This is a genomic window from Frigoribacterium sp. CFBP9030 (assembly GCF_034045195.1).
GTDB lineage: Bacteria > Actinomycetota > Actinomycetes > Actinomycetales > Microbacteriaceae > Frigoribacterium.
This window is the reverse complement of record NZ_JAXCWG010000021.1, coordinates 1-23,609: the sequence shown is the minus strand read 5'-3', so window position 1 is coordinate 23,609 and position 23,609 is coordinate 1. Positions and strand designations below refer to the sequence as shown.

Genomic DNA, 23,609 nt, shown 5'->3' with positions numbered 1-23,609 from the left:
TCGGCGCGGCCGGCGCGGGCGGTGCCGGTGGTGCCGGCGGTGCCGGGGGTGCGGGCGGTGCCTCGGGTGGCACCGGCGGTGCGGCCACGACGCCGGGCGCGGCCCTCGCGCACGAGCGGCAGAACCTGCGCGCCGTCGAGGCGACCATCGCGTCGGAGGCCATGCGGCGCGCGGTCGAGCTGATCGCCGACAGCCGTCCGGTCGGCATCGTGGGGCTGCGGGTGTCGGCGGCGCTCGCGAACTACGTCGGGTACCTGGCGCAGCGCATCGTGCCCGGGGTCCACGTGCTCGACGACGCGGCGCGGCTCGACGACGACCTCACGCAGCTGCACCTCGACGGAGCGACCACGCTGATCGTGTTCGCGATGCCGCGCTACCCCGCGGCCACCGTGCGGGCCCTCGCCCGTGCCCGTGAGCTCGGCATGACGACGGTCGGCATCATCGACACCCCGCTCGTGCCGTTCGCGCATCTGATCGACGTCCGTCTCGTGGCCCCCGTCGGCCAGGACCTCGTCTTCGACTCGCACGCCGCCGCCGTCACCCTGTCGATCGCGCTGCTCGAGGGGGTCGCCGCCCGCGACGCGCGCCGCACCCGCACCCGCCTCGACGCCCACGAGGAGCGAGTCGCCGAATGGGAGTACCGCTCCCCCTGACCCGGCCCGCCCCGTTCCTGCGCACGCCGACCCGCGCCTCCTCCCCCGCCTCGCCCCGCGCCGCGTCGCTCTGCGCAAGCCGATCCGCGCCTCCTCGTCCGCCTCGCCCCGCGCCGTTCTACGCAACCTGACCCGCGCCTCCTCGTCCCCCTCGCCCCGCGCCGCTCTCCGCAACCTGACCCGCGCCTCCTCCCCCGTCCCCGCGCAGCGATGAACCGCGTTCGCGAAGGAGAACCGCGATACAACGCAGTTCATCTTCGCGAACGCGGTTTTCGGGTGGACGAGGAGGCGCAGCGCAGCAGAGGCGAGGAGGCGCGGCGCAGGAAAACGAGGAGGCGCAGTGCAGGAGAAGCGAGGAGACGCGGCGATCGACGATGAACCGCGTTCGCGAAGAAGAACCGCGATACAACGCAGTTCATCTTCGCGAACGCGGTTTACGGGTCGACGAGGAGGCGCGGGTCAGGCGGGTCAGGCAGGCGAGGAGGCGCGGGTCGGGCGGGACGAGGAGGCGCGGGGCGCGCGGGAGGGGAGACGCGGCGCCCGGCGATGAACCGCGTTCGCGAAGAAGAACCGCGATACGACGCAGTTCATCTTCGCGAACGCGGTTCATGGGCACGCGCGGAGGCGCGGCGCAGCAAAGGCGGGGCGGGCGCGGGTCAGGCGGGCGGGGCGGGCGCGGTGATGCGGGCCACCGCCTCCTCCGTGAAGCGTCGCGACGGCGGTTCGGGGTCGAGCACGCGGTGGATCGACAGCCCCTCGATCAGCGCGTCGACGCGTCGTGCCGTGTCGGGGTCGAAGTGCCGCTCGAGCTCGACGCGGCTGCGGCGCATCCACTCGCGGGTGATGCGGCGGAACGCCGGCTGCCGTGCGGCGAGCGTGTAGAGCTCGTACGACAGCACCTGGTCGCGCAGCCGCCCCTCGGCCGCGAGATCGTCGTGGATCAGCGACACGATCGCCGCCCGGGCCTCGTCGGGTGCGGTCGCCGACCCGAGCGCCGCCTCGAAGCGGGCGATGATGGTGCCGGCGAAGCGGGTGAACGCCTCGTGCAGCAGATCGTCCATCCCGTCGAAGTGGTAGGTCATCGAGCCGAGCGGCACATCGGCGCGCGTCGCGATCTTGCGATGCGAGATGCCGGCGACGCCGTTCTCGGCGATGAGGTCGAGCGTGACGTCGATCAGACGATCGCGCCGCTCGGGGTCGCTGCGCCGGGCCGTCATGCCGACCACCTTAGTCACGATGCGTACGGACGTACGCAGCCCGCGCCTCCTACCGGAGCACCGAGCTCAGCAGCAGACTCGTCTCGGAGTTGATGACGCCCTCGACGCTGCGGATCCGCGCCAGCACGCGGTCGAACTCGCCGAGCGACGAGGTGCGGTACTCGGCGACGAGATCCCACCCGCCGTTGGTCGTGTGCAGCGACACCACCTCGGGGAACCCGCGCAGCTGCCGGATGACGTGGTCGGTCGACCGCCCCTCGATCTCGATGAAGCCGATCGCGCGGATCAGATCGGGGTCGTGGTCCTCGCGCACGCGCACCGTGTAGCCGAGCACCGTGCCCGACGCCTCGAGCCGGTCGAGCCGCGACGTCACGGTCGCGCGGGTGACCCCGAGTCGGCGCGCCAGGGCGGCGGCGGACTCGCGGGCGTCGACCCGGAGGGCGGCGAGGAGGCGCCGGTCGAGTTCGTCGAGATCGGCCATGACCCGAAATGTACAGCAGCACTGCGCGGATCGCCGAGTCGGGGGTGCGATTCAGCGCGTGCTGACGATTGCCGGTGCATATCGCGCAGCCATAGCGTGGAGCGACGACCGGGTGACCGGCGAGACGACCGGGCGACCGGACGACCGGCGAGACGAGCAGAGGGGAGGCGCCCGTGGTGCGCTTCGTAGACGTGCAGAACATGATCCGCTGGGTGACCGACCGCGGGGTCGGCCCCATCACCGCCGGCATGGTGACCGCCCTCGAGCGCGACTTCGCCCGCTGGCCCGCCTTCGACAAGTCGCCGCGCGTGGCCTCGCACTCGCCGATCGGCGTGATCGAGCTGATGCCCGCGAGCGACAGCGAGACCTACGGCTTCAAGTACGTCAACGGCCACCCGTCGAACCCGGCCCGCGGGTTCCAGACCGTGACCGCGTTCGGCGTGCTCGCCGACGTCGACACGGGGTACCCGACGTTCCTCGCCGAGATGACGATCCTCACCGCGCTCCGCACCGCCGCCACGAGCGCGATGGCGGCGAAGCGTCTCGCCCGCTCCGACTCGCGGGTGCTCGCCCTGATCGGGGCGGGGTCGCAGGCGGAGTTCCAGGCGCTGGCGATGCGCGCCTCCCTGGGGATCGAGATCGTGCGGGTCTTCGACGTCGACCCCGGGGCGACCGAGAAGCTCGTCCGCAATCTGACCCCGCTCGGCTTCGAGATCACCGTCTGCGCGAGCCCGGTCGAGGCCGCGGAGGGCGCCGACGTCGTCACCACCTGCACGGCCGACAAGCAGAACGCGATCGTGCTGCCCGACGAGGCCGTGCGACCCGGCATGCACGTGAACGCGATCGGCGGCGACTGCCCCGGCAAGACCGAGCTCGACCCGGTGACGCTGCGCCGCGCCGACGTGTTCGTCGAGTACCCCGAGCAGACGCGGGTCGAGGGCGAGATCCAGCACCAGGCGGCCGACTTCGCCGTCACCGAGCTGTGGGAGGTCGTGGCCGGCCGACTGCCCGGGCGCACGAGCGACGAGCAGATCACCGTGTTCGACTCCGTCGGCTTCGCCATCGAGGACGTCTGCGCGCTCAAGTACCTGCGCGACGACGTCGCCGGCACCGACTACGCCGTCGACATCGACCTCGTCGCCGACCCCGACGACCCGAAGGACCTCTTCGGCCTCGTCGCCCGTCAGCCCGTCGGGGTCTGAGGACCGACGTGACGAGCGTCGTCGAGACCGGCGCGGGCGCGACCGGCGCCGGCCCGACCGGCGCGATCCCGAGGGGCGTCGCGAGCGTGACCGGCGTCGCCGACCCGGCCCGCGCCTCCTCGTCCCCCCTCGTCGCCGACCCCGAGGAGGCGCGGCTCGCCCGCCAGTCCCCCGCCGCCGTCGTGATGGTGCGTCCGCGTCATTTCACGCCCAACCCGCAGACGGCGCGGGACAACGCGTTCCAGACCGATCCCGCCGACGTCGACGCGTCGCGGGCCGAGATCGCCGTGCGCGCCCGGGCCGAGGTCGACTCGGTGGCGGCCGCCCTGCGCGCCGCGGGTGTGCGCGTGCATCTCGTCGACGACGAGCGGGCCGACCGTCCCGACGCGGTGTTCCCGAACAACTGGTTCTCGACGCACTCCGACGGGCGTCTGCTGCTCTACCCGATGCACTCGCCGAACCGGCGGTCGGAACGGCGCGACGACGTGGTCAACCTGCTGCGCGGCTCGTACGGGGTCGGGTCGGTGGTCGACCACTCGACGCTCGAGTCGCTCGGGCTGCATGTCGAGGGCACCGGAGCGCTCGTCTTCGATCACGTCGAGCGGGTCGCCTACGTCGCCCTCTCGCATCGGGCCGACCGGGCCGCCGTCGATCTCGTCTGCCGCGGGCTCGACTACGACGTCGAGGCGTTCACCGCGACCGACGCCGACGGGGTGCCGATCTATCACACGAACGTGGTGATGAGCGTGGCCTCGCGCCTGGCGCTGGTCGGCCTCGAGGCGATCGGGTCGTCGAGCGAGAGGAGGCGCGTGGCCGACCGCCTCGCCGCCTCCGGACGCGAGGTGGTCGCCCTCACCCGCGCCCAGCTCGCCGAGTTCGCCGGCAACGCCCTCGAGCTGCGGGGCGCCGACGGGCCCGTGCTCGCGGTGTCGGCGCGCGGCTGGGCGGCTCTCACCCCGGCGCAGCGGGCGACGGTGGCGAGGCACGCCCGCCCGCTGCCGCTCGATGTGCCGACGATCGAGCTGGCCGGCGGGTCGGTGCGCTGCATGCTGGCCGGAGTGCACCTGCCCGCGCACGGCGCCGTCAGCGGCAGCGGAGCCCGTTGGAGAGCGACACGGTGACACCCGTCGTCGCGTCCGACGTCGAGGTCCAGAGGGTGCCCGTCGCCCCGAGCACGGCCTTGACCTTGACCGTCGAGGCGAGATTGAGGCTGAGGCCCGCGGTCGGGGTGAACGTGACCGACTTCGTCGAGTTCGGATTCGACGTCGCCGACGACGCGGCGGTGCTCCCGTAGGTCACCGTGCCGCCGAGCAGGCCGGGCCCCTGGAGCTCGAACGAGTCCGCGTCGGCGCCCGCCGGGTAGGCGAACGTGATGGTGACCCCGTTGCTCCCCGCGTTGACGCATCCGAGGGTCGTCGTGTTCGGCACGGCCGCCGGCTGACCCACCATGCCCGCCGTCCACGACGACTTCGGGTTGATGGTCGTCGCGAGGAACGGAGCCGCGATCGCCGTCGCGGGCAGCACGAACCCGATGCCCGCGGTCGCGATGACGAGCGCGCTGAGACCCGAGCCCCAGAGCAGGCGTCGGCGCCGATGCGCCGCGCGACGCTCGACGAGCACGAGGCGGCGGGTGCCGACGCCTGCGCTGCCGGGGAGCCGAGGAGGTGCGGTGCGCGACCGCCCGTCGCGCGCCTCCTGCACGTGCGCGGCCGGTGCGACGACCCGCAGCATCCGACCGACGGCGACCCCGGCGCGGTGGATGCCGCCCCGACCGGAGCCGGCGGCACGGGCGCCGGCTCGACCCGCGCCTCCTGAACCCCCGCCTGCGGGGCCTCCGCCGTGTCGTCCGTGTGTGCGGCCGGCGATGGTCGACGGGTCGGGCTCGGGGCGACGGCGCAGCGGCCCGTCGAGCAGGGTGACGGCGATCAGCACCACGAAGGCGAGACCGGCGAGCACGAGGTGCGCGGCGTCGCCGTCGTGCAGCCAGACGATCGGCATGCCGATGAGCGGCACCCGCAGCACGCCGATGCCGTGCACGTCGTCACGGGGCACCGGCGACGAGTCGGCGGCGGCGTTGGCGTCGCCCTTCGTGATGAGCGTGCCGTCGGGGGCCGTCGAGTCGACCCGGTGCAGTCGCAGCGCCCCCTCGTGATCGGGGTCGTCGAAGAGCAGGACCTGCCCGGCGTCGAGCCTCGCGGAGTCGACCGGCCGCGAGATGACGACGTCTCCGACGGCGACCCGCGGCATCATCGACCCGGTCATCACCGTGGTGGGCTGCCAGCCGACGACAGCGGGGGCCGCCGCCCAGAAGGCGAGACCGAGCAGGGTCGCGATGATCCCGCGGGCGAGCGTCGCCGCGACGATCCGGGACCAGTCGGCGACCGTGGCCGCATCGACGCTCGACCCGCCCGACGACAGCCGGGCCGAGGCCGACCCGGATGCCGCTGCGACGTGAGCGTGCGACGTGAACACGACGACGACCTCTCGTTCGGAGCGCCCGGAGGCCGCGGATCAGCTGTTCTGGGCCTCCCACGTGAAGCCGAGGGCCGCCGTGCCGCCCTGCACCGTCGACGGCGCGTTGGCGGGCAGCGTGTAGGTGAAGCGGAAGACCTTGCTCTCGCTGGCGGTGCCGGTGGGCGACCAGGTCGGGATCCCGTTGCCGTAGCTCGAGTAGGTCGTGCCGAAGTTGGCGACGGTGCCGCTGTACAGCGAGCCGCCGGTGCCCTGCGCCACGAAGCCGGTGCAGTCGGCGAACGTGCCGCCGGTGCCCTGCTCGACCGTGAGGTTCAGGCTGCTCGCGAGCCCGTTCGTCGTGGAGGGGGTGGTGCCGTACAGCTTCACGGCCGAGGGCAGCGACCCGGTCGACGTGACGACGATGCACTTCGCCCCCGTCGAGCCGGGCTTCAGCGCCGTCGCGTTGAACATCGCCGTGTTCGCGTCGTCGTCGGACAGGGCGACGTTGCCCGCGGTCCAGTTGTTCGTCGGGTTCGACGTCGTGGCCGAGAACGCCGAGTACGACGCGGTCGACACGATGACGCCCGAGGCGACCAGGGCGAGCGGCACTCCGACGAAGGCGGCGATACGGGCGGCGCGGGTTGCGGCGATGGACATGGTGGAGCTCCTGATCCGGAAGAAGACGGAGCGTCACGGTGGACGGTAGGAGGCACGGTGCGAGTGGTTGGGTCGCGGCGCTCGATCGCTCGGGTTCGGTGAGGACCCGATGACGCTCCGTTGGTACAAAAATGAAGATAGTTCAGTCATGGGGGTCGTGCAAGAGGTGCGGCCGACCCCCGTTCGCGGGACGTGTGCGCGGGGCGGCGCGGGCCGGCGCGGCGGTCACCCACAGCGCCAGGAAGTGGACACGACGCCAGGTTTAAACCTGGCGTCGTGTTCACAACCTGGCGCGGTGAGTCGCGGGCGGGCCGCGGTGAGTGGCGCGCGGGGACTGGGCGCGGGGCGCCGGGCGCAGCGAGTCGCGCGCTAGGCGTCGACGGCGGGGACCTCGGCGACCGCGATGTCCGCGCCGTCGGCCCCGCGGATCTCGACGGCGGCGACGTCCTCGCGCAGCACGCCCGCGTTCAGGCTGCAGTCGATCTCGACGTCGGTGCCGAGGAACGTGCCCGACTCGTACTCGCGCCCGTCGTCGCCGACGACGACCACGGTGAAGGGGTCTCCGGCGGGGAGCCCGGTGACCGTCAGCAGCGTCTCGGTGCCCCAGGTGTGGGCGACGACGTCGCCGTCGACCTCGACCCCCGAGGGCGCGCCCGCGAACGCGACCGGTTCGACGGCGCCGAGCGTGCCGGGCGGGCCGTCGACGTGAGCGTCGCGGGGGGTCGCGACGAGGGCGCCCGCACCGGCTCCGACCGCGAGGCAGGCCGCGGCGCCGAGCGCGGTGAGCAGCGTGCGCCGTCTCGGGCGACGGGTCGCGCGGGCGGGACGTCGTGCCGACCGGTCGGGCAGCGGGGTCACGGGGGCGACCGGGGCGTCGCGAGTGACGGGGGCATCGGCGCGCGGCGAGACGGCGACCGCACCGTTGTCGACCGCATCGGCATCCGCATCCGCGTCGACCGCAGGCGCGCCGGCACCCGCGATGCCCGCGACGCGTCGCCGCAGCTCGGCGCTGGGTTCGAGGTCGACCCAGCCCGCGCCTCCTGCCCCTCCGTCCGGCTCGGGGAGGTCGGCGAGGCGCACCGTGAGCGCACCCAGCTCGGCGAGCTCGGCGTCGATGCGGGGGTCTTCTGCCCGGAGCGCCGCGAACTCGGCCGCCTCGGCGGGTGAGAGGTCGTCGGCGAGCGCCGCCGCGATCAGCTCGTCGCGGCGCGAGGGCGTCGGGTCAGTCATCGGTCGTGTCGCCTTCGTCGAGGTGGGTGCGGAGGGCGCGCAGGGCGTAGTGCACGCGGGTGCGGAGCGTCGCGACGGGTACGCCGGTGCTCTCGCTGACGTCGCGGTAGGTGCGACCGCGCAGATGCACGGCGACCACGGCGGCGCGGTGCTCGTCGCTCAGCCGGGCCAGCCCCTCGACGAGGCCGAGGCGGTCGAGGGGGTCGGGTTCGTTCGTCGACGCGTCGGGGGCGTCGTCGGGCGTGACGAGGTGCGGTGTGCGCTGCCGGGCACGCAGCACGTCGATGATGAGGCGCCGTTCGATGGCGAAGAGCCAGGTGCGGGCGGAGGCGCGGGTCGGGTCGAACCGGTCGCGCGCCCGCCACGCGCGCAGGAACGTCTCCTGCACGCAGTCCTCCGCCTGACCGCGGTCGCCCAGGGCGTTGACGGCGAAGCCGAGCAGCGCCGACCCGTGCTCGGCGAAGGCCTCGTCGACGTCGAAGCTCGACGGTGGTGCGGTCATCGGGCTCCGCTCGGCGGTCGGGTGGCGGTGCGGCGTCAGGAGGGCCGTCATCGACGTTCCTCTCAGACTAGGGCGGCGGGGTCTCGAGGGGATACGTCGGGAGGTGCGGTTCCGTTCACTGCCGACCCGCGCCTCCTTCAGGGGGCCGAATCGAAGAAGACGGAGTCGACGAACAGCGCGACGAGGAAGACCGGCAGCGAGAAGGCGACCATCGTTCCGGCGATGATGCCCCGGCGGCGCCCTCGTCCTCCTCGGGCGCCCGCGGCCGACGCCAGGACGATGGTCGCGATGATCCCGGGGGCGAGGTACATCGCAGACCACTCCCCGACCCGGTTGAGCAGGGGGTCCGTCGGCGTCAGGGAGCCCACCGTCGAGATGGGGAAGAACGCGGGGACGATGATGACCGACGCGAACAGGACTCCGACCGCCGCCGCGATGCCGAGGGCGCCGAGCACGCGCGGCCGCAGACCGTCTCCGGGATGGGCGTCGGCATCGGCGTCGGCACCGGCATCGGCATCGGCATCGATCGGCGAGGTCATGCGAGCAGGCTAGCGGTCGCCGTGTCTCTGACTCGTCGCGGCGCCTCAGGCCTCGCGGACCCAGCGTCCGTCGTCGTCGAGCGCCCAGGTGGTCGCGGGCGCGTCGCTCGCGGCGACGTCGGTGAGCCAGTAGGTCTCGTCGGGGCTCCAGCCGGCCAGGACGGAGGCGGTGCTCTCGTCGACGGGGACGCTGCGGCCGGCGGTGAGCAGGTACCCGGCGACGGAGACGTGCACGGCGTCGGCGATCTCGGCGACGGACGCCCAGTCGGGCGAGACCCAGGCCCCGGCCCGACCGGTCGCGCGGTACCAGTCGTGCCGGTGCGACGCGGTGACCTCGAGCGGGTGCTCGCGGCAGAGGCGGGCCCAGTCGTCGGGGCCGTCGACCTCGATCACCCGGGCGTCGGGCGGGACGTCGAGCTGCCGCACGTGTGCGCGGGTGTCGCCGAAGCCGTCTTCGACGAGTCGCAGGCCGAGCGGGGCGCCGTCGGGCCCCGCGTGGGTCGTGACCGGGCCGATCCAGTTCGGGGTCGACCACCAGTCGGCGCTGAACGAAGAGGTCGGGTCGAGGGGCCGCTCACGCAGCGCCCTGACCTCGCCGGCGACACGGGCGTCGCGCCACTGCTGCAGGGCCGCGCGGACGCCGACGACGCTCCACGACGGGGGCTCGCCGGTGCGGAACTCGGGCCGGTCGAACTCGACGAGGTGCTGGTCGGGGGCGGTGCGGTCGCTCCACCACGCCGTGGCGGGCGACGACACGACGTGCTCGGCGACCCGCCGGAGGGCCCGGGTGACGACCGGCTCGACCATCAGCAGGTCGTCGCCGTCGGGCTCCTGCCAGTAGGCGGCGGCGTCGACGGTGCTGGCGAGGGCGGTCGTCAGTGTGTCGTCGTCGAGGTGCGGCAGCGGGACCCGATCGAGGGCGTCGGCGAGCTCGGCGGGGGTCGGGTCGGGCAGCGGGGCGTCGGCGCCCGGGCCGTCGGCGGTGCTGCTCCGCAGGAGGGTGACCGCGACCCCGTTCGCCTTCGCCGACCGGTACGAGGCGAAGAAGACGAGCTGGCCGAAGTGCTCACGCGCCTCGCTGGCCGGGTCGCCGTGCCGCATGAGCTCGAGGCAGAGCCGCCGCCCGCGCGGGCCGGCCAGCAGGGCGTCGGCGTCGATCGGGGCCGTCATGCGCTCAGCCTAGGAGGCGTCGGCCGACGGCTCGCGACCGGCCCGCGAGGCGCGGATCTCGCGACCCGACGCGCGGGCGTCTCGCCCGATCACGAGCCAGGCGACGATCGCCACAGGGGCGACCAGTGCCCAGAGCACGATCCAGAGGGCCTTGGCGGAACCGCTGAGCGCCGACCTGACGACGCTGACGAGCATCCAGACGGCGGCGAGCGCGCCGATCGCGATGATCGCCGTCCAGCCCAGGTCGTACGCCGCAGGCCACATCGCACCGGACCCTCCGGCGCTCGCGAGCAGTCGGTCGATCGGCGCATCCATGCCCGGCATGCTAGCGGTGCCGCCGGTCGGTCCGACAGCCCCCAGGGGCCTCGGCGGCGCGGGCAGCCGGCGGTCTTCGTTCATGGACCGGTCGCCCACCCCCTGCGCACGTTGACCCGCTACCGATCGTTCCTGACGGCAAAGCGCTCATTCGGAATGGATGCGACGCGAGTGTCCGTACGACCCGCCAGGAAGACGCCGGCCAGCGCCAGCGCCCCGGTGGCGGCGAAGACCCCGGCGAAGCCTGCCGGGCCCGTCCCCGCCGCTGCGAGGACGGCTCCCCCTGCACCAGCGACGAGGGCTGTGGCGAGCGTCTGGGCGAGCTGGAGCGACGCACTCGTGGCGCCGGCGGACGACCCTGCTGACATCGTCGCGCTCGTCGCGGCGTTGAAGGCGACCCCCATGCCGAGCCCGGCGATCGCCCATCCCAGCACCGCGCCTCCTGACCAGGCGTCGGGGACGGCGACGGTCACGGCCGTGAGGACCTGCCCGGCGAGCAGCACCACGAACCCCCATCGGACGGACCGGGCCCTCGTACCCGGCCGGGCGGCGTCGATGCGTGCCTGGATGAAGGAACCAGCCGTCCAGGTGAGAGCCCCCGTCGCCAGCGCCACACCGGCGAGGGTCACCCCGACACCGTGCAGACGCGTCAGGCCGAGTGGCACGAAGGCCTCCGAGCCGAAGTACGCGCCGCACAGCAGGAACCGCACTCCGACACCCGCGGCCGCTCCGCGCGCTCCCCGAAGCGTGCCGACGGGTGTGAGCCTGCGGAACGACCACGCTGCGACGAGGCCGCCGATGCCGACGAGCGGTACGAGCACGAGGAGCGACGTGCTCTCGAGGGAGGCGAGGAGAACCGCCGAAGCCACCGCCAGGACGATGGAGGCGACGAGAGCTCCGCGTCGCGCCCGACGCGCCTCATCGACGCTGCGAGCCTCCGCGGCACCGGAGTCCGGTCCGCCCCGGGAGGAGACGCCGCCGACTCGACGCGCGCTGGGTAGTACGAGGGGAAGCAGGGCGAGGACGATCGGTCCGACGACCCAGAAGACGAGTCGCCAGTCCGCCACGGCGACGAGCGCACCGGCGAGCAGGGGCCCCACGAGAGACGGGATCGTCCAGGCCGACGACAGGAACGCGAACATGACCGGCCGGAGGCGCGCCGGGTAGGCCAGGCCCACGAGGCTGTACGCGTAGGCCATGACGGCGCCGACCCCGAGACCCTGAAGAGCGCGGGCCGCGATGAACACCTCCCACGTCGGGGCCGCGCCGGCGACGATGCAGCCCGCCGCGAAGACGAGGCCCCCGACGAGCACCGTGCGTGCCGGTCCGCGTCGATCGATGTCACCACCGGCCAGCACCGTGCCCACGATGTTGGCGAGCATGAGGGCCGAGAGCCCCCAGCCGTAGGCGGACAGACCGCCGAGGTCGTCGGCCACGACGGGCAGGATCGTCGCGACGCCGAGCGACTCGAGCGCCACGGCACCGACGCTGGCCAGGATGCCCACGGTCCGGGCCCGCAGCCCCGGTGAGAACACTCCTACGGGATCACCGCTGTGCGCGGTGTCCGGGTGGCTGGGGTCGCGCGGCCGGGGGGAGGAGCGGGTCGTCATGCGGTCTCACTTTCGTTCCGAATCGGTACGGAATGAAACTAGGCTATCGTCGACTCATGACGCAAGCAGGCCCCGGCGACTCACGCCGCACCTCCTCGATTCCCGCCCGGTCGGGCCGACCGCGTGACGCGAGCATCGACGAGCGTGCCGCCGCAGCGGTCATGCGGCTCCTCGGCGAAGGCACATACCGCGACCTGACGCTCGACCGCGTCGCGGCCGAGGCGCGCACGAGCAAGCCCGCGCTCCGACGCCGCTGGGGAAGCCTTCCGGGGGTCGTGGTCCACACCCTGATAACCGTGATGGGCACGAGCCCGACACCGGACACCGGCTGCCTGCGATGCGACCTCGTCACGGGGATCGGCGGCCTGGCCGAGTCGATCGCCTCGACCCCCGTCACCACCGCCCTGCCCGGCCTCATCGCCGACCTCGCCGGCGACCCCGAGCTCCGTGAGAGATTCACCCGCGACTACTTCGACGCGCGCAGGTCGACCACCCGGGCGGTGCTCGAGCGCGCACGGGACCAGGGCGCACTCGCCCCGTCGACGGACATCGAACTGGTGCTCGACCTCCTCGCCGCGCCCCTGTACTACCGAGCGCTCTTCGCCCACGAGGCGATCACCACCGACACGGCCGAGAGGATCGTGGACACGCTGCTCGACGGCCTGTCCGTCGATGCCGCCTCGAACCACCCTTCCGCGCCGGACCACTGAGACGGCGCCTCGCGGCACACCCTCGACGGCCATGGCGGTCGAGGTCGTCAGCACGCCCCTCGTGAGCGTGCACGCGACACATCACTCCTTGCATCTGTGCTGCAAAAGGCTTCGACAGGTTGTCCCCTGATATCGAGACCGCGTCTCGCGACTCTGGGGACGCGTGACGACCCCGGAGCGCCCGCAAAGTGATCGGCTATCGGGACGCAGCCGGGGGGCTCTGTGGGCATAGGCACCATCTGCCCGTGGGTCCTTCAACCGATTCGGCCAGAGCACCGGAAGCCGCGAGTCACGTCTCCAGACGCGGGGCCGGGATGTGAAGCCGTCGCGCTTCTCGCAGGGTGTCGCGGAGGACGGCGCGACCCTCGACCATGTCCGTGTCCGTGTGCGCCCCGAGGGCACGGCGCGCGATCGGGACCAGCGCCGTCGCCCATCCCATCGCAGTGCCCATCAGGAGCGGGAGGCGGTACGGAAGCATCGCGCGGCGATGCTCTGCGAGATCCACACCCCGTGCTCGGAGAAGCGGCAGCAGGTCGCGGGTCGTTGCGAGCGCCTTCCGGAGAGCCTGTCGGTCACCGATCATCGCCGACAGTGAACCCTTGCTCATCGCCTGGGCGTACATGCCGGCGTCGGCGATGAAATGGAGCCACAGCCACCCCCGGATGTCCTTCTCCTGCCGGGCAGTGATGCCGGCCTGCTGAAAAGCCGACAGGACCTCCTCCTCGCGCCGACTCGTCAGAGCGTGACCGGTACCGATGACGACCGACGGCATGATGGCGGCCACCAGGAGGCCATCCTCCTGGAACTGACCACCCCCACCCGGGAAGCCGAAGACGACCTGATCGGCCGGCAACGGCGCGACGGCCTCGAGCGGCTCCTCCCACACGTTGCCGAACACCAGGACGGTCGCCGATCCCAGTCGGGGCGCGAGGAAAGCCGCAGCCTCAGCGAGACGATGATGCCCGACGCTGAGCACGACGAGGTCGAACCCCTCACGTGGATCGATGGTCTCGCGGAACCTGACCGGGTGGTTCTCACGGACTCGTCGGCCGAGCAGCGCACGACGCCCGTCGATCCAGTCGATGCGCACCTCGTCCCCGTATTCCGCAGCACGCCCCGGGCGTACGTAGAACTCGACGTCGTGACCAGCGGCGGCAAGGACGCGACCGTAGATCGTCGCGATCGCTCCCCGCCCGAACATCAGGATGCGCATGAATGACCTCTCGCTAAGCTGGAGACGATCTCCGGTTGAACTATATGGAGATAATCTCCAATTATCTAGGGAGGGTGCCTCCGTGGCCGAGGAACGCGCAATGCGGGCGGACGCCCGTCGGAACCGAGAAGCGATCGTCGCTGCCGCGCGGGTCGTGTTCGACCAGCACCAGCAGGCGCGATTCGACGACTTCGCCGCTCTCGCCGGCGTGGGGGTGGGGACGCTGTACCGGCACTTCCCCACACGGGATGCTCTGGCTGCTGCCGTGTACGAGGGCGAGGTGGCACTGCTCTGTGAGAACGCTGTCGACCCGGCGCGGCCGGCCGTCGAGAACCTCGAGTCGTTCCTCCGCGGCTTCGTCGAGTACGTCCTGGAGCACACCGGGCTGGCCCGCACGCTCGCGGCAGCCGAAGACCCGACCGTGTTCACCGACGGTGGGATCCAGATCGAATGCACGGTGGCCGACCTCGTGAGCCAGGCGGCCCGGGACGGCACCGTCCGTGATGACATGCCGGTCGGAGCGGTGATGATCGTGCTGCACGGCATCGGCACCGCGACAGGCCGACCACTCTGGGCATCTGAATCACGCGCAGCCGTGGAGCTCTTGATCGCTGGCCTTCGGGCCACTTAGAGGCACCCGATTCCGCCGGACACTTGAGCCAGGAGCACCCGACACCCGTCTCGAAACGCCATCGGCTATCGGACACCTTCAAGGAGCCGTACTAGGTGCTTCTTACATCGAGCGCCTCCGCTTGCAGAGGGAAGACCACCATCCTCGCCATTGCCGATGAGCCCGTGCACATCACGCCCTGATCGCCAGTAGGCATATCGGCCGCGGGTCGGGCGCACCGCTGGCGGCCAGTGACTCATCCCGACGACGCGGTGGCCCTACGTCGCCGGTCGATCGCGCAGATGACGAGAGCGATGACCGCGCCCAGCACCGCGCCGACGGTGTTCATGGCCCAATCGTTCGTGTCGCACCGGCGACCGAGGACGGGCGTGAGGGCCTGTACGACTTCGATGACGGCGGAGAGGGCGACCGCACCGGCGAGGATTGTCAGCGGCCGGTTCGTCGCCGTCCCGAGGAAGAGCACGAGCGGCAGCAGCATCGCGACGTTGGCAAGCGTCTCGATGCCCTGGAACGGGACGCTGAACTGCACGGTGCAGGTGACACCGCCGGGCCGAGCTCCGTCGGGCAGCAGGGTTAGAACGAGCACCGCGATGAGCGCGACAGCCGAGAGGCCGAGGAGGACACGCCGGAGCCGGAGCCGGTGCAGGACCCAGGCGAGCAGGGTGGCGGCCGCGACGGCGACCCAGAAGCCGATGCGGACGAGGGGCGCGTGTTCGACGAGGAACGTGGAGATCACCGGGGGCCGTCGCTTTCTCGGTCGAGGCGCGTGAGCCAGACGTTCATGAGCGCGGACTCCTCGGGGAGGAGGGCGCCAGGCCCGCCCTCAGCGAGCTGCGCACGGAGCTGCCGCCGGGCGGCTGTGGCGACGTTGAAGGACGCCGTCGGGGACCCCGTGACGAGGACGGCACCGAGGACGGCGTCGCGGAGCGCGTCGGCGACCGCATCGGTCTGTCGTGCGGGACGCGGGGTCGTCATCTCGTCGAGGGCGAGCCCGACGTTGGCCGCCAAGATCATCCCCGATGCGACGTCGACTTCGAGACGGAGAAGCCCCGCGGCCGCGCACCGAGAGAGCGTCCGCTCGAGCAGCGCCCTCACACCGTCCGCTGCGCGACCGCCCGCCCAGGGTCGCGGCGCGAACATCAGGCGATAGAGGGCGGGGTTCTCCCTCGCGAAGTCGAGGTGGTCACCCCACCCGCGGCGCAGGTCCGCCGCCGGGTCGTCGGTGGCCTCGAGCTCGGCCTTGCGGGCGGCGTAGCGCTGCAGGCCCGTCTCGGCCAGGGCGTCGAGGAGTCCCCGCTTGTCGCCGAACAGCCGATACAGCACCGGCTGAGTCACGCCAACGGCCGCACAGACCGCTCGTGTGGCGATCTCGCCATCGGACGCGGCGACGAGTTGTTCCTCGGCCGCCGCGAGCAGCGCGCTCCGGAGGTCGTCGTCGGATCGGATCATGGCCCCCAGCCTAGGGCACTTGCTATCGCGTGTCGTATCTGTGATAGTTCTTGCGTATCGGCGAAACTGCCGACCGATAGCAACGAAAGGCAGATCATGAGCACTGATCCCCAGCGCGTCGCCGTCGTCACGGGTGGCTCCCGCGGCATCGGCCGCGCCATCTCCACCCGACTCTCCCGTGACGGGTTCACCGTCGTCGTCGCATCAGCCAGCGGGGGTGCCGCGGCCGCCGCGACCCTCGACGAGATCACGAGCGCCGGCGGCCATGCCATCGCCGTGCAGGCCGACGTCGCCGACGAGCACGCCGTGGCAGCGATCTTCGACAGGGTCGCGAACGACTTCGGGGGCGTCGACGTCGTGGTGCACTCGGCCGGACGCCTCGGCTTGTCGACCATCGCCGAGCAAGATCTCGACGCCCTCGACGACCTGCACAGGACGAACGTCCGCGGCACCTTCGTCGTCGCACAGCAGGCAGCACGTCGACTGCGCTCCGGGGGTGCCTTCGTCGGCATGTCGACATCCGTCGTCGGAACGCAGTTCCCCACCTACGGCGCCTACGTCGCGAGCAAGAGCGCGGTCGAGGGCATGGCGCTGATCCTGGCGAAGGAGCTCCGTGGCCGGGACGTCACGGTGAACGTCGTCGCTCCGGGCCCGACCGCGACGGAGCTGTTCCTCGACGGCAAGACGCAGGAGCAGATCGACGCCCTGGCCAAGGTCCCGCCGCTCGAGCGCCTCGGCACCCCGGAGGACATCGCCGGCGTGGTGGCGTTCCTTGCAGGGCCGGACGGGCGCTGGGTGAACGGCCAGACCATCCGTGTCAACGGCGGCATGGTCTGATGACGGTGCCGCTGGTCATCCTCGTCACCGGCGCCTCCACAGGATTCGGTCGACTCACTGCAGAATCGCTGGCACGCGCAGGCCACGTCGTCGCGGCGGGCATGCGCGCCGTCGACGGGAGGAACGCGGCTCATCGCGACGCCCTGGCCGACCTCGCCTCTCGTGAGGGGCTGAGGCTCGGCGGCGTCGAGCTTGACGTCCAGTCGCAGGGATCCGTGGACGCTGCGGTCGACACCGTCATCAGGGCGTACGGCCGCATCGACGCCGTCGTGCAGAACGCCGGCCACATGGCCTTCGGTGCCGCTGAGGCTTTCACGCCTGAACAGTTCGCGTACCTGTACGACGTCAACGTGGTCGGCGGCCACCGGGTAGCCCGCGCCGTCTTGCCGCACATGCGCTCCCAGCGCTCGGGCTTCGTCGTATGGGTGGGCAGTTCCTCCACCGGCGGCGGGAACCCTCCGTTCCTCGCCCCGTACTTCGCCGCCAAGGCCGGCATGGATGCTCTCGCCGAAAGCTATGCGGCCGAGACGATCCGCTTCGGCATCGACAGCTCGATCGTCGTTCCTGGGGCGTTCACGTCGGGGACGAACCACTTCACCAACGCCTCCACCCCGGCGGACGAGGCGCGGGTGACCGACCACGACGCCGAGTACGGCACGCTCCGCCGCCAACTGACCCACCGCCTCGCCGCGATCGTGCCGCCCGAGGCCGACGTGCAGGACGTCGCCGACGAGATCGTGCGCCTGGTCGGCCTGCCCCAGGGGACGCGCCCGTTCCGGTCGCACGTCGACCCGTCCCGCGACGGCAGCGAAGTCGTGTCCGCGGTCACCGACCGCATCCGCGCCGAGTTCTACCGCCGCATCGGCATCGAGGATCTCTTGCCCTCGAACGCCGCCCTCTGACCCCCGGAACGTCCGGGCCACCACCGAAAGGAACCACCATGCCCTTCGCCAACCTCAAGGTCCCCGCGGACACCCTCACGCCTGAGTCCAAGAAGAAGCTGCAGGACGCCGTCACGGACGCCATCGTCGACGTCTACGGAGAACGAGCACGCCCGACGACCCTCGTCATCCTCGACGAGGTCGCCGACGGCGGCTGGATGCTCGGCGGCACCATCCTCAACGAAGCGATGCTCGGCCGCGTCTAGTACCGCTAGTCACAGGATGAGGGGCCAGGGCGACCGGGCCCCTCATCGCGTTCGCGGCACCGAGCCTGCCGCGACTCGAGCGCGCCGGTCCCGGTTCACCCGTCGGGGGCGGTGACCGGTCCCTGGGCGGCCGTTCCGAGCTGCTGCTCGATCTGCGGCAGGAGCGCCCGCACCGCGGCGACGACGACTTCGTCCACGCGATCCTCGGGGAGCCTGCCGGTGGCGGCCAAGGCACTGATGCCTTCTGTCGTCGCCGCGACCAGGAACGGCATCGGGCCCATCGACTCCGGACTGCTTTCCCCGAGCAGCTCCGCGCCCACTGCGAAGAAGCGCTCGGCCGAGGACTGCGCCTCGGGGTCGCGCCCCGCATTCGTGCCGTCGTCGGTCGACGCGAACATCAGCTGCATCAGGGGGCCGTTGTGCTGCGCGAAGCGAGCATGAGCGCGGATGTACTCCGTGAGCCGGCGCTCGAGGGTGCCCACCTGCCGCGCGGCCTCGAGATAGCGACGCAGCTCGTCGAAACCGTCCGCGGCGATCGCGGCGAGGACGGCGTCCCGGTCACGGAAGTGACGGAGCGGCGCACCATGGCTGACGCCCACGCGGCGCGCGAGCTCTCGCACCGTCACCGCCTGTTGCCCCTCCTCGATCAGGAGCGCGCGCCCCTCGCGGACGAGCTCCTCACGCAGCGACCCGTGGTGGTAGGAGCGTGCTTGCTGTGCCATCCGAACAGTGTAGACGTTGACAACAATGTGGCCAATGTCTACATTGGGGGCATGGACGACACCAGAGCAGGCCAGGCACCGACCAACGAGACCGTCATCATCACCGGCGGCACCAGCGGCATCGGCCGAGCGACCGCGGTCGCCCTGGCCGAGTCCGGATCACGCATCATCCTCGCTGTCCGGAATCAGGAGAAGGGGCAAGCCATGGCAGCGACCCTCCCCGGCACTCCGGGAACGCACCGCGTCCTGCCACTCGACCTCGCGCGGCTCGAGACGGTGCCCGACTTCGCAGACCGGATCGACGAACCGATCGCCATCCTCGTCAACAACGCAGGCGTCGAGTCGAAGGACCTCCAGCGGACGGCCGACGGTCACGAGCTCCAGTTCGGCACGAACCACCTGGGGCACTTCCTCCTGACGACGCTGCTCCTGCCGCACATCACCGACCGCGTCGTCACCGTCGCGTCCCAGGCGGAACGGATGGCTCGTCTCGACCTCGACGACCTCGATTGGCACCGACGCCCGTACCAGGCGAGCCGGGCGTACGCGGACTCCAAGCTCGCCAACCTGCTGTTCACGTCGGAGCTGGACCGGCGGCTGCAGACGTCGGGCTCTCGAGTGCGGGCGCTGGCCGCCCACCCGGGGTTGGTCAAGACAGCCATCTACGACCGGCCGGCCGGTCAGCGCCCCAACCTCTGGGACCGGCTCGTCCCGATCTTGGGGCAGGAGCCGGAAGACGGTGCGCTGCCGTCGCTGCTCGCCGCCTCAGCCGACCTCCCCGGCGGCACCTTCGTCGGACCCCAGCGGATGATGCACATGCGAGGCGGGGCCGAGGTGATCAGCCAGTCGAAGCAGGCACGGAACCCGGAGACCGCAGCGAGACTCTGGTCGATCTCCGAGCGGATGACGGCAGCGGGCACCCGCCCGTGAGCGTCGTCCAGGACCGTCCCCGCGCACTCTGGACCGCTGTACGCGGATGGCACCGACCTCTCGTCGCCTTCACCACAGTGATGTGCCTCTGGGCTGTCGTGTGCCTCGTCGGGCTGATCCTCGATCCGCGGACATTGGCAGACGACCCGATCTGGGCCAAACCTCTCAAGTTCTCGATCTCCCTCGCGCTCTACGCGATCACCCTTGCGTGGATGCTCTCGATGGTGCAGCGGCCTGTCCTGCGTCGGATCGGTTGGTGGGCCGGAACCGTCGGCGCAGCGGCGTCCCTCCTGGAGATCGTCGTCATCTCGATCCAAGTGGTTCGCGGCGTGGGAAGCCACTTCAACGTCTCGACTCCGACGAACCAGCTCTTCTACCAGCTCATGGCCGGTGGGGTCACCCTCATGTACTGCGCGACACTGGTCATCGGAGCCTTCCTGGCCATGTTCTCCCGGATCGAGGACAGGGCGCTGGCGTGGTCCCTGAGGCTCGGACTGATCATCGCCCTGGTCGGCCTGTCCGTGGGCTTCCTCATGGTGATCCCCACCGCGGCCCAGCTGGCCGACCCGACATCGTCGACCTACGGCTCCCACTCCGTGGGCGGTGACGACGCGACCGGCGGCATCTTCTTCCTCGGCTGGAACACCGCCCACGGAGATCTCCGCGTGTCCCACTTCATCGGCATGCACGCACTGCAGGTGCTGCCGATCCTCGCGATCACGCTCCCCCGGGCGCTCAGTGAGGCCGATCGGCTCCGTATCGTCGTCGCGGCCGGAGCGACGTACGCTGCCGTCACCGCGATCGCCCTGTGGCAGGCGTTGCGGGGACAATCGGTCATCCACCCCGACGCCATCACCGTCGCGGCAGTCGGGGTCACCATCGTCCTGGCTGCGATGAGCTTCATGACCATCGCCGCGCAGAGACGCCACCAGCACAGGTAGCTCCAGAGCCTGGCCTGACGGCACACCGATGGACGAAGTCGAGGTCGCGCTCGACGAGCGCCCTGGTTTCCCGTCGAGTTTCGGCCCACCTCCTGTCGGTCACCTCCAGCGTGGTCGCTACAAGCACTTGACCGGGTCTGGGTTGCCTCGCGCTTCAAGTGAGCAGGGTGAACGCCGCTCGGCCGACACCGAGGAGCACCGACCGGTCGGCGCCGGCAGTGCCGAGGACCTCCATGCCGCGAGTGACCGCCACGAACTACGTCGCCAGGGCCCGGGCGTCGAGAGCCACGTCCACTTCCCCGGCTGTCTGCGCTTGCTCGATGCACCCGGCGCACTCGTCCTCGAGGCGCCGATAGGCGCAACGAGCGGCTTCGGCGACCTCCGGATCGCGGTCGGCCAGCTCCACAGTGACCTTCGTGAACAGCGAATCCAACGGCCCTTCCAAGGTGAACGTGATGGCGAGTGCATCCAGGTGCGCTGCCGTGGGTGATGCTTGGAGCGCCTCCAGTAGGTCCGCGGGAACTTCGATGGTGGCTGCGCCGGCGTAGGCCCGATCCCAGCGCCCGTCTGCCCGGGCTCGGTCCACTTCGGCCCGGCCTCGGTCGCGCATCCGGCCCGCTGCGGTGAGCGCTGCGACGAGTTCTACGTTGCGTGCGGACCACAGGGAACGTCTGCGGCGGGGTGTGAAGTGCTGATGGAACGTGGCACCGTCGATGGAGTTCTTGCGCCCGTCGATCCATCCGCTGCACAGGGCTTCATCGAGCGCCTCCCTGTACGTCAACGAGGTCGGAGCGTGAGCGCCCTTCTTCGCCAGGGTCAACCACACCCCGTCGCTGCCGTCCTCGTGCTCGTCGAGCCAGGTGCGCCACGCTCCGGCGTCGGCCACGGTCAAGCGGACCCGGCCGGAGCAGTCGGCCGCCTCAGGCATCGACTCCACGCCGGCCCGTGGTCAGCCCGAACACGGCGGAGACGCTGGCGGCGACGACGGCGGATCTGTCAAGGGCGGAGAAGGTCGCGGGCATGGTCGTTCCTTTCTTCTGGCGAGGACAGAGGGAGGGACCGCGGCGCGGGCAGGTCGGCCTCGCGCCGCGGCAGAGGCACTAGGCCGTGACGCTGAAGCTCCAGGTGACGCCGAACCTGTCGGTGAGCATGCCGAAGCCAGCACTCCACGCCGACGCGGCGAGCAGTTCGACGATGGTCGCGCCGACCACCAGCGCGTCCCAGTAGCCCTGCAACTCGTCGAGGCTGTCGGACCCGATCGAGACGAACAGGGCCTGGTCGGTGACGGTCGTGCCGTTCTCGCGGCGGGTCAGGCCTCCACCGGCGATCGAACCGTCGGTCTGGCCGGGGATGTCGTACCCCATGATGCGGAAGCCGTTCTCGGCGCCGACGAGGCCGAAGACGACCTTGTCGGCGCCGGGGACGTGCGCCGGCATCCCGAAGTCGGCGTAGGTGTTGACCACCAGGTGCCCGCCGAACACGGACTGGTAGAACTCCAGCGCCTGCCGGGCGTCGCCGAGGAAGTTGAGGTGGGTGGTCGTCTGGATCGTCATCGCTGCTCCTTGGTGGGGGGTCGACCCGATCGGCCGACGACTCGACCCTCGCAGCTGTCTAGGTCTGTTGCTGTCCTAGAACGGATCTACGCTGGGCGACATGACGACGACATCGCGACTGCTCGACCTGCTGTCGTTGCTGCAGACGCGGCGGGACTGGCCAGGGTCGCTCCTGGCGTCGCGTCTCGACGTCAGCGACCGGACGGTCCGCCGGGACGTGGATCGTCTCCGGGAGATGGGTTACAGCATCCGCGCGACGATGGGCCCCGATGGCGGGTACCGGCTCGACGCCGGCAGCGAGCTGCCGCCCCTGCTTTTCGATGATGACCAGACTGTCGCGGTGGCCGTCGCCTTGCAGGTGGCAGCCGGTGCCGGCGGAGGGTTTGAGGAGGCGGCGATCCGCGCCCTGGGGACGATCCGCCAGGTCATGCCCTTCCGACTGCGACGCCGGCTGGATGCTTTCGAGGTGACCGCCGTCGGCCGTCCGGGAGATGCAGCACTGGCGGATCTCTCGCTCGACGTCCTCGTCGCTCTTGCCAACAGCATCCGAGATCGGGAGGTCCTGCGCTTCGACTATGCCGACCGCGGCCACGACGACAGCGCGCAGCAGACGCGCCAGGCCCGCCGGGTCGAGCCGCACCACCTGGTGACGTCACACGGCCGCTGGTACCTCGTGGCCTGGGACCTCGAGCGCGACGACTGGCGTCTGTTCAGCGTGGACCGTGTGCAGCCGCGGGCCCCCGGTGGCCCCCGGTACGTTCCCCGTGTCGTGCCCGGCGGAAGCGTGCACGAGTTCGTCTCCGCTCGCTTCAAGGGGTCCGACGTCGACGAGTGGCCATGCCGAGGCACCGTCGTACTGGAACTGCCCGCTCGCGACGTCCTCCCGTTCGCCGGCGACGGCACAGTCGTGGCCGTCGACGACCAGCGGTGCACCCTCGAGGCGGGCTCGTGGTCCTGGGGTGCCTTGGCCGCCTCCTACGGCCGCTTCGAGGTGCCAATGCAGGTGATCGGCCCCCCCGAGCTCGCGACTGCTTTCGTGACCCTCGCGCAGCGATACGCGGCGACATGCGCGACCAGCTACGACTAGTGCGGCAGGTCCAGAACGCAGCCAGTTGGCCTTCAGCCCTGGGGAACACGCAGGCGCCTGACCCCTGAAGCCGACAGGCGCCCGTCTATCGATCGTCTATCGGAACGCCGCCCTGAGCAGGTTTGCGAGATGGGAGTTCCATCCCTCCTCGTGTGCGGCTCGAAGTCCGTCGCCATCTACGAGCTGCCCAAAACCTCGTTCCGTCAGCGTGGCCGTGCTCCGCTCGCCGTCACTACGGATGTCGAAGCGGACCGTGAGTGGCGACGGCCATTCCGGCTGCTGCCACACGAAGGCCAGCCGACTCGGCGGTACTGCTTCCGTCACGCGACCGTCAGCGACGTGCTCGCGGCCGCCCTCGG

The 23,609-nt window shown here is 71.4% G+C and carries 28 protein-coding genes; 11 read left to right on the top strand and 17 right to left on the bottom strand.

Going from position 1 to position 23,609, the window contains the following annotated elements; translation table 11 throughout:
• The coding region (locus tag SOM13_RS14945) for a MurR/RpiR family transcriptional regulator (RefSeq protein ID WP_320480171.1) at window positions 1-653 on the top strand (653 nt) is incomplete at its 5' end.
• 656 nt (window positions 654-1,309) lie between these two features.
• Here SOM13_RS14945 and SOM13_RS14940 read toward each other — a convergent pair.
• Window positions 1,310-1,870 carry a TetR/AcrR family transcriptional regulator gene (locus tag SOM13_RS14940; protein ID WP_192061502.1) on the bottom strand — a complete coding sequence of 187 codons (561 nt, stop codon included), beginning with the start codon at window positions 1,868-1,870 and terminating at the stop codon, window positions 1,310-1,312.
• 49 nt (window positions 1,871-1,919) lie between these two features.
• Window positions 1,920-2,351 carry an Lrp/AsnC family transcriptional regulator gene (locus SOM13_RS14935; protein WP_192061503.1) on the bottom strand — a complete coding sequence of 144 codons (432 nt, stop codon included), beginning with the start codon at window positions 2,349-2,351 and terminating at the stop codon, window positions 1,920-1,922.
• 173 nt (window positions 2,352-2,524) lie between these two features.
• On the opposite strand from SOM13_RS14935, the gene SOM13_RS14930 reads away from it, so the two are divergent.
• Both SOM13_RS14930 and ctlX read left to right on the top strand, forming a co-directional pair.
• Window positions 2,525-3,553: an ornithine cyclodeaminase gene (locus tag SOM13_RS14930; protein WP_320480170.1), complete on the top strand. Its 1,029-nt coding sequence runs from the start codon at window positions 2,525-2,527 to the stop codon at window positions 3,551-3,553.
• 8 nt (window positions 3,554-3,561) lie between these two features.
• Window positions 3,562-4,674, top strand: coding sequence for a citrulline utilization hydrolase CtlX (gene ctlX / locus SOM13_RS14925; RefSeq protein ID WP_320480169.1), 1,113 nt, complete (start codon window positions 3,562-3,564; stop codon window positions 4,672-4,674).
• On the opposite strand, the gene SOM13_RS14920 is transcribed toward ctlX, so the two are convergent.
• The 8 genes from SOM13_RS14920 to SOM13_RS14885 all read right to left on the bottom strand — a co-directional run bounded on the left by SOM13_RS14920 (window position 4,637) and on the right by SOM13_RS14885 (window position 12,030).
• Window positions 4,637-6,025 carry a signal peptidase I gene (locus SOM13_RS14920; protein WP_320480168.1) on the bottom strand — a complete coding sequence of 463 codons (1,389 nt, stop codon included), beginning with the start codon at window positions 6,023-6,025 and terminating at the stop codon, window positions 4,637-4,639. The genes ctlX and SOM13_RS14920 overlap by 38 nt on opposite strands.
• 39 nt (window positions 6,026-6,064) lie before the next feature.
• A complete protein-coding gene (locus tag SOM13_RS14915) occupies window positions 6,065-6,664 on the bottom strand; it encodes a hypothetical protein (RefSeq protein ID WP_320480167.1) in 600 nt (199 codons plus the stop codon).
• A gap of 369 nt (window positions 6,665-7,033) precedes the next feature.
• Window positions 7,034-7,894, bottom strand: coding sequence for a hypothetical protein (locus tag SOM13_RS14910; protein ID WP_320480166.1), 861 nt, complete (start codon window positions 7,892-7,894; stop codon window positions 7,034-7,036).
• Window positions 7,887-8,447, bottom strand: a complete 561-nt coding sequence (locus tag SOM13_RS14905; protein WP_320480165.1) for a sigma-70 family RNA polymerase sigma factor — start codon at window positions 8,445-8,447, stop codon at window positions 7,887-7,889. Before SOM13_RS14905 ends, SOM13_RS14910 begins: the two co-directional genes overlap by 8 nt.
• Before the next feature lie 86 nt (window positions 8,448-8,533).
• A complete protein-coding gene (locus tag SOM13_RS14900; RefSeq protein ID WP_320480164.1) occupies window positions 8,534-8,935 on the bottom strand; it encodes a hypothetical protein in 402 nt (133 codons plus the stop codon).
• A 45-nt stretch (window positions 8,936-8,980) separates the two neighbouring features.
• Window positions 8,981-10,105 (bottom strand): hypothetical protein, encoded by a 1,125-nt coding sequence (locus SOM13_RS14895; RefSeq protein WP_320480163.1) that lies wholly within the window; start codon window positions 10,103-10,105, stop codon window positions 8,981-8,983.
• 9 nt (window positions 10,106-10,114) lie between these two features.
• A complete protein-coding gene (locus SOM13_RS14890; RefSeq protein WP_192061511.1) occupies window positions 10,115-10,420 on the bottom strand; it encodes a hypothetical protein in 306 nt (101 codons plus the stop codon).
• A gap of 119 nt (window positions 10,421-10,539) precedes the next feature.
• Window positions 10,540-12,030 carry an MFS transporter gene (locus tag SOM13_RS14885; RefSeq protein ID WP_320480162.1) on the bottom strand — a complete coding sequence of 497 codons (1,491 nt, stop codon included), beginning with the start codon at window positions 12,028-12,030 and terminating at the stop codon, window positions 10,540-10,542.
• A gap of 56 nt (window positions 12,031-12,086) precedes the next feature.
• Here SOM13_RS14885 and SOM13_RS14880 point away from each other — a divergent pair, with 56 nt between their 5' ends.
• Window positions 12,087-12,740, top strand: coding sequence for a TetR-like C-terminal domain-containing protein (locus tag SOM13_RS14880; RefSeq protein WP_320480161.1), 654 nt, complete (start codon window positions 12,087-12,089; stop codon window positions 12,738-12,740).
• A gap of 289 nt (window positions 12,741-13,029) precedes the next feature.
• Here SOM13_RS14880 and SOM13_RS14875 read toward each other — a convergent pair whose 3' ends face one another.
• Window positions 13,030-13,953 (bottom strand): ketopantoate reductase family protein, encoded by a 924-nt coding sequence (locus tag SOM13_RS14875; protein WP_320478484.1) that lies wholly within the window; start codon window positions 13,951-13,953, stop codon window positions 13,030-13,032.
• Between SOM13_RS14875 and SOM13_RS14870 the strand changes: the two genes are divergently transcribed.
• A complete protein-coding gene (locus tag SOM13_RS14870) occupies window positions 13,952-14,584 on the top strand; it encodes a TetR/AcrR family transcriptional regulator (RefSeq protein ID WP_320480160.1) in 633 nt (210 codons plus the stop codon). The genes SOM13_RS14875 and SOM13_RS14870 overlap by 2 nt on opposite strands.
• Before the next feature lie 235 nt (window positions 14,585-14,819).
• Here the strand turns inward: SOM13_RS14870 and SOM13_RS14865 are convergent, their stop codons facing one another.
• Complete coding sequence (locus SOM13_RS14865; RefSeq protein WP_320480159.1) at window positions 14,820-15,320, bottom strand: VanZ family protein; 501 nt, start codon at window positions 15,318-15,320, stop codon at window positions 14,820-14,822.
• Complete coding sequence (locus SOM13_RS14860; protein WP_320480158.1) at window positions 15,317-16,033, bottom strand: TetR/AcrR family transcriptional regulator; 717 nt, start codon at window positions 16,031-16,033, stop codon at window positions 15,317-15,319. Before SOM13_RS14860 ends, SOM13_RS14865 begins: the two co-directional genes overlap by 4 nt.
• 96 nt (window positions 16,034-16,129) lie before the next feature.
• Here SOM13_RS14860 and SOM13_RS14855 point away from each other — a divergent pair, with 96 nt between their 5' ends.
• The 3 genes from SOM13_RS14855 to SOM13_RS14845 are packed head-to-tail and all read left to right on the top strand — an operon-like array spanning window position 16,130 to window position 18,017.
• On the top strand, window positions 16,130-16,870 hold the full coding sequence (locus tag SOM13_RS14855; protein ID WP_320478480.1) for an SDR family oxidoreductase: 741 nt from the start codon (window positions 16,130-16,132) through the stop codon (window positions 16,868-16,870).
• Complete coding sequence (locus SOM13_RS14850) at window positions 16,870-17,772, top strand: SDR family oxidoreductase (protein ID WP_320480157.1); 903 nt, start codon at window positions 16,870-16,872, stop codon at window positions 17,770-17,772. The genes SOM13_RS14855 and SOM13_RS14850 overlap by 1 nt, the downstream gene beginning before the upstream one ends.
• 38 nt (window positions 17,773-17,810) lie before the next feature.
• On the top strand, window positions 17,811-18,017 hold the full coding sequence (locus SOM13_RS14845; RefSeq protein ID WP_043594869.1) for a tautomerase family protein: 207 nt from the start codon (window positions 17,811-17,813) through the stop codon (window positions 18,015-18,017).
• A 95-nt stretch (window positions 18,018-18,112) separates the two neighbouring features.
• On the opposite strand, the gene SOM13_RS14840 is transcribed toward SOM13_RS14845, so the two are convergent.
• Window positions 18,113-18,739: a TetR/AcrR family transcriptional regulator gene (locus SOM13_RS14840; RefSeq protein ID WP_056261578.1), complete on the bottom strand. Its 627-nt coding sequence runs from the start codon at window positions 18,737-18,739 to the stop codon at window positions 18,113-18,115.
• Between the two features lie 51 nt (window positions 18,740-18,790).
• Between SOM13_RS14840 and SOM13_RS14835 the strand changes: the two genes are divergently transcribed.
• Window positions 18,791-19,669 carry an SDR family NAD(P)-dependent oxidoreductase gene (locus SOM13_RS14835; RefSeq protein ID WP_056261575.1) on the top strand — a complete coding sequence of 293 codons (879 nt, stop codon included), beginning with the start codon at window positions 18,791-18,793 and terminating at the stop codon, window positions 19,667-19,669.
• 134 nt (window positions 19,670-19,803) lie between these two features.
• Window positions 19,804-20,610, top strand: coding sequence for a hypothetical protein (locus tag SOM13_RS14830; protein WP_320480156.1), 807 nt, complete (start codon window positions 19,804-19,806; stop codon window positions 20,608-20,610).
• Between the two features lie 256 nt (window positions 20,611-20,866).
• On the opposite strand, the gene SOM13_RS14825 is transcribed toward SOM13_RS14830, so the two are convergent.
• Both SOM13_RS14825 and SOM13_RS14820 read right to left on the bottom strand, forming a co-directional pair.
• Window positions 20,867-21,538, bottom strand: coding sequence for a YdeI/OmpD-associated family protein (locus tag SOM13_RS14825; protein ID WP_320480172.1), 672 nt, complete (start codon window positions 21,536-21,538; stop codon window positions 20,867-20,869).
• A 172-nt stretch (window positions 21,539-21,710) separates the two neighbouring features.
• A complete protein-coding gene (locus SOM13_RS14820; protein ID WP_320480155.1) occupies window positions 21,711-22,163 on the bottom strand; it encodes a VOC family protein in 453 nt (150 codons plus the stop codon).
• 100 nt (window positions 22,164-22,263) lie between these two features.
• Between SOM13_RS14820 and SOM13_RS14815 the strand changes: the two genes are divergently transcribed.
• The gene (locus SOM13_RS14815; RefSeq protein ID WP_320480154.1) at window positions 22,264-23,250 is read left to right on the top strand and encodes a helix-turn-helix transcriptional regulator; all 987 of its coding nucleotides are present in this window, start codon (window positions 22,264-22,266) and stop codon (window positions 23,248-23,250) included.
• Between the two features lie 96 nt (window positions 23,251-23,346).
• On the opposite strand, the gene SOM13_RS15400 is transcribed toward SOM13_RS14815, so the two are convergent.
• Window positions 23,347-23,574 (bottom strand): SRPBCC family protein, encoded by a 228-nt coding sequence (locus SOM13_RS15400; RefSeq protein ID WP_414655531.1) that lies wholly within the window; start codon window positions 23,572-23,574, stop codon window positions 23,347-23,349.
• Window positions 23,575-23,609: the final 35 nt, after the last annotated feature.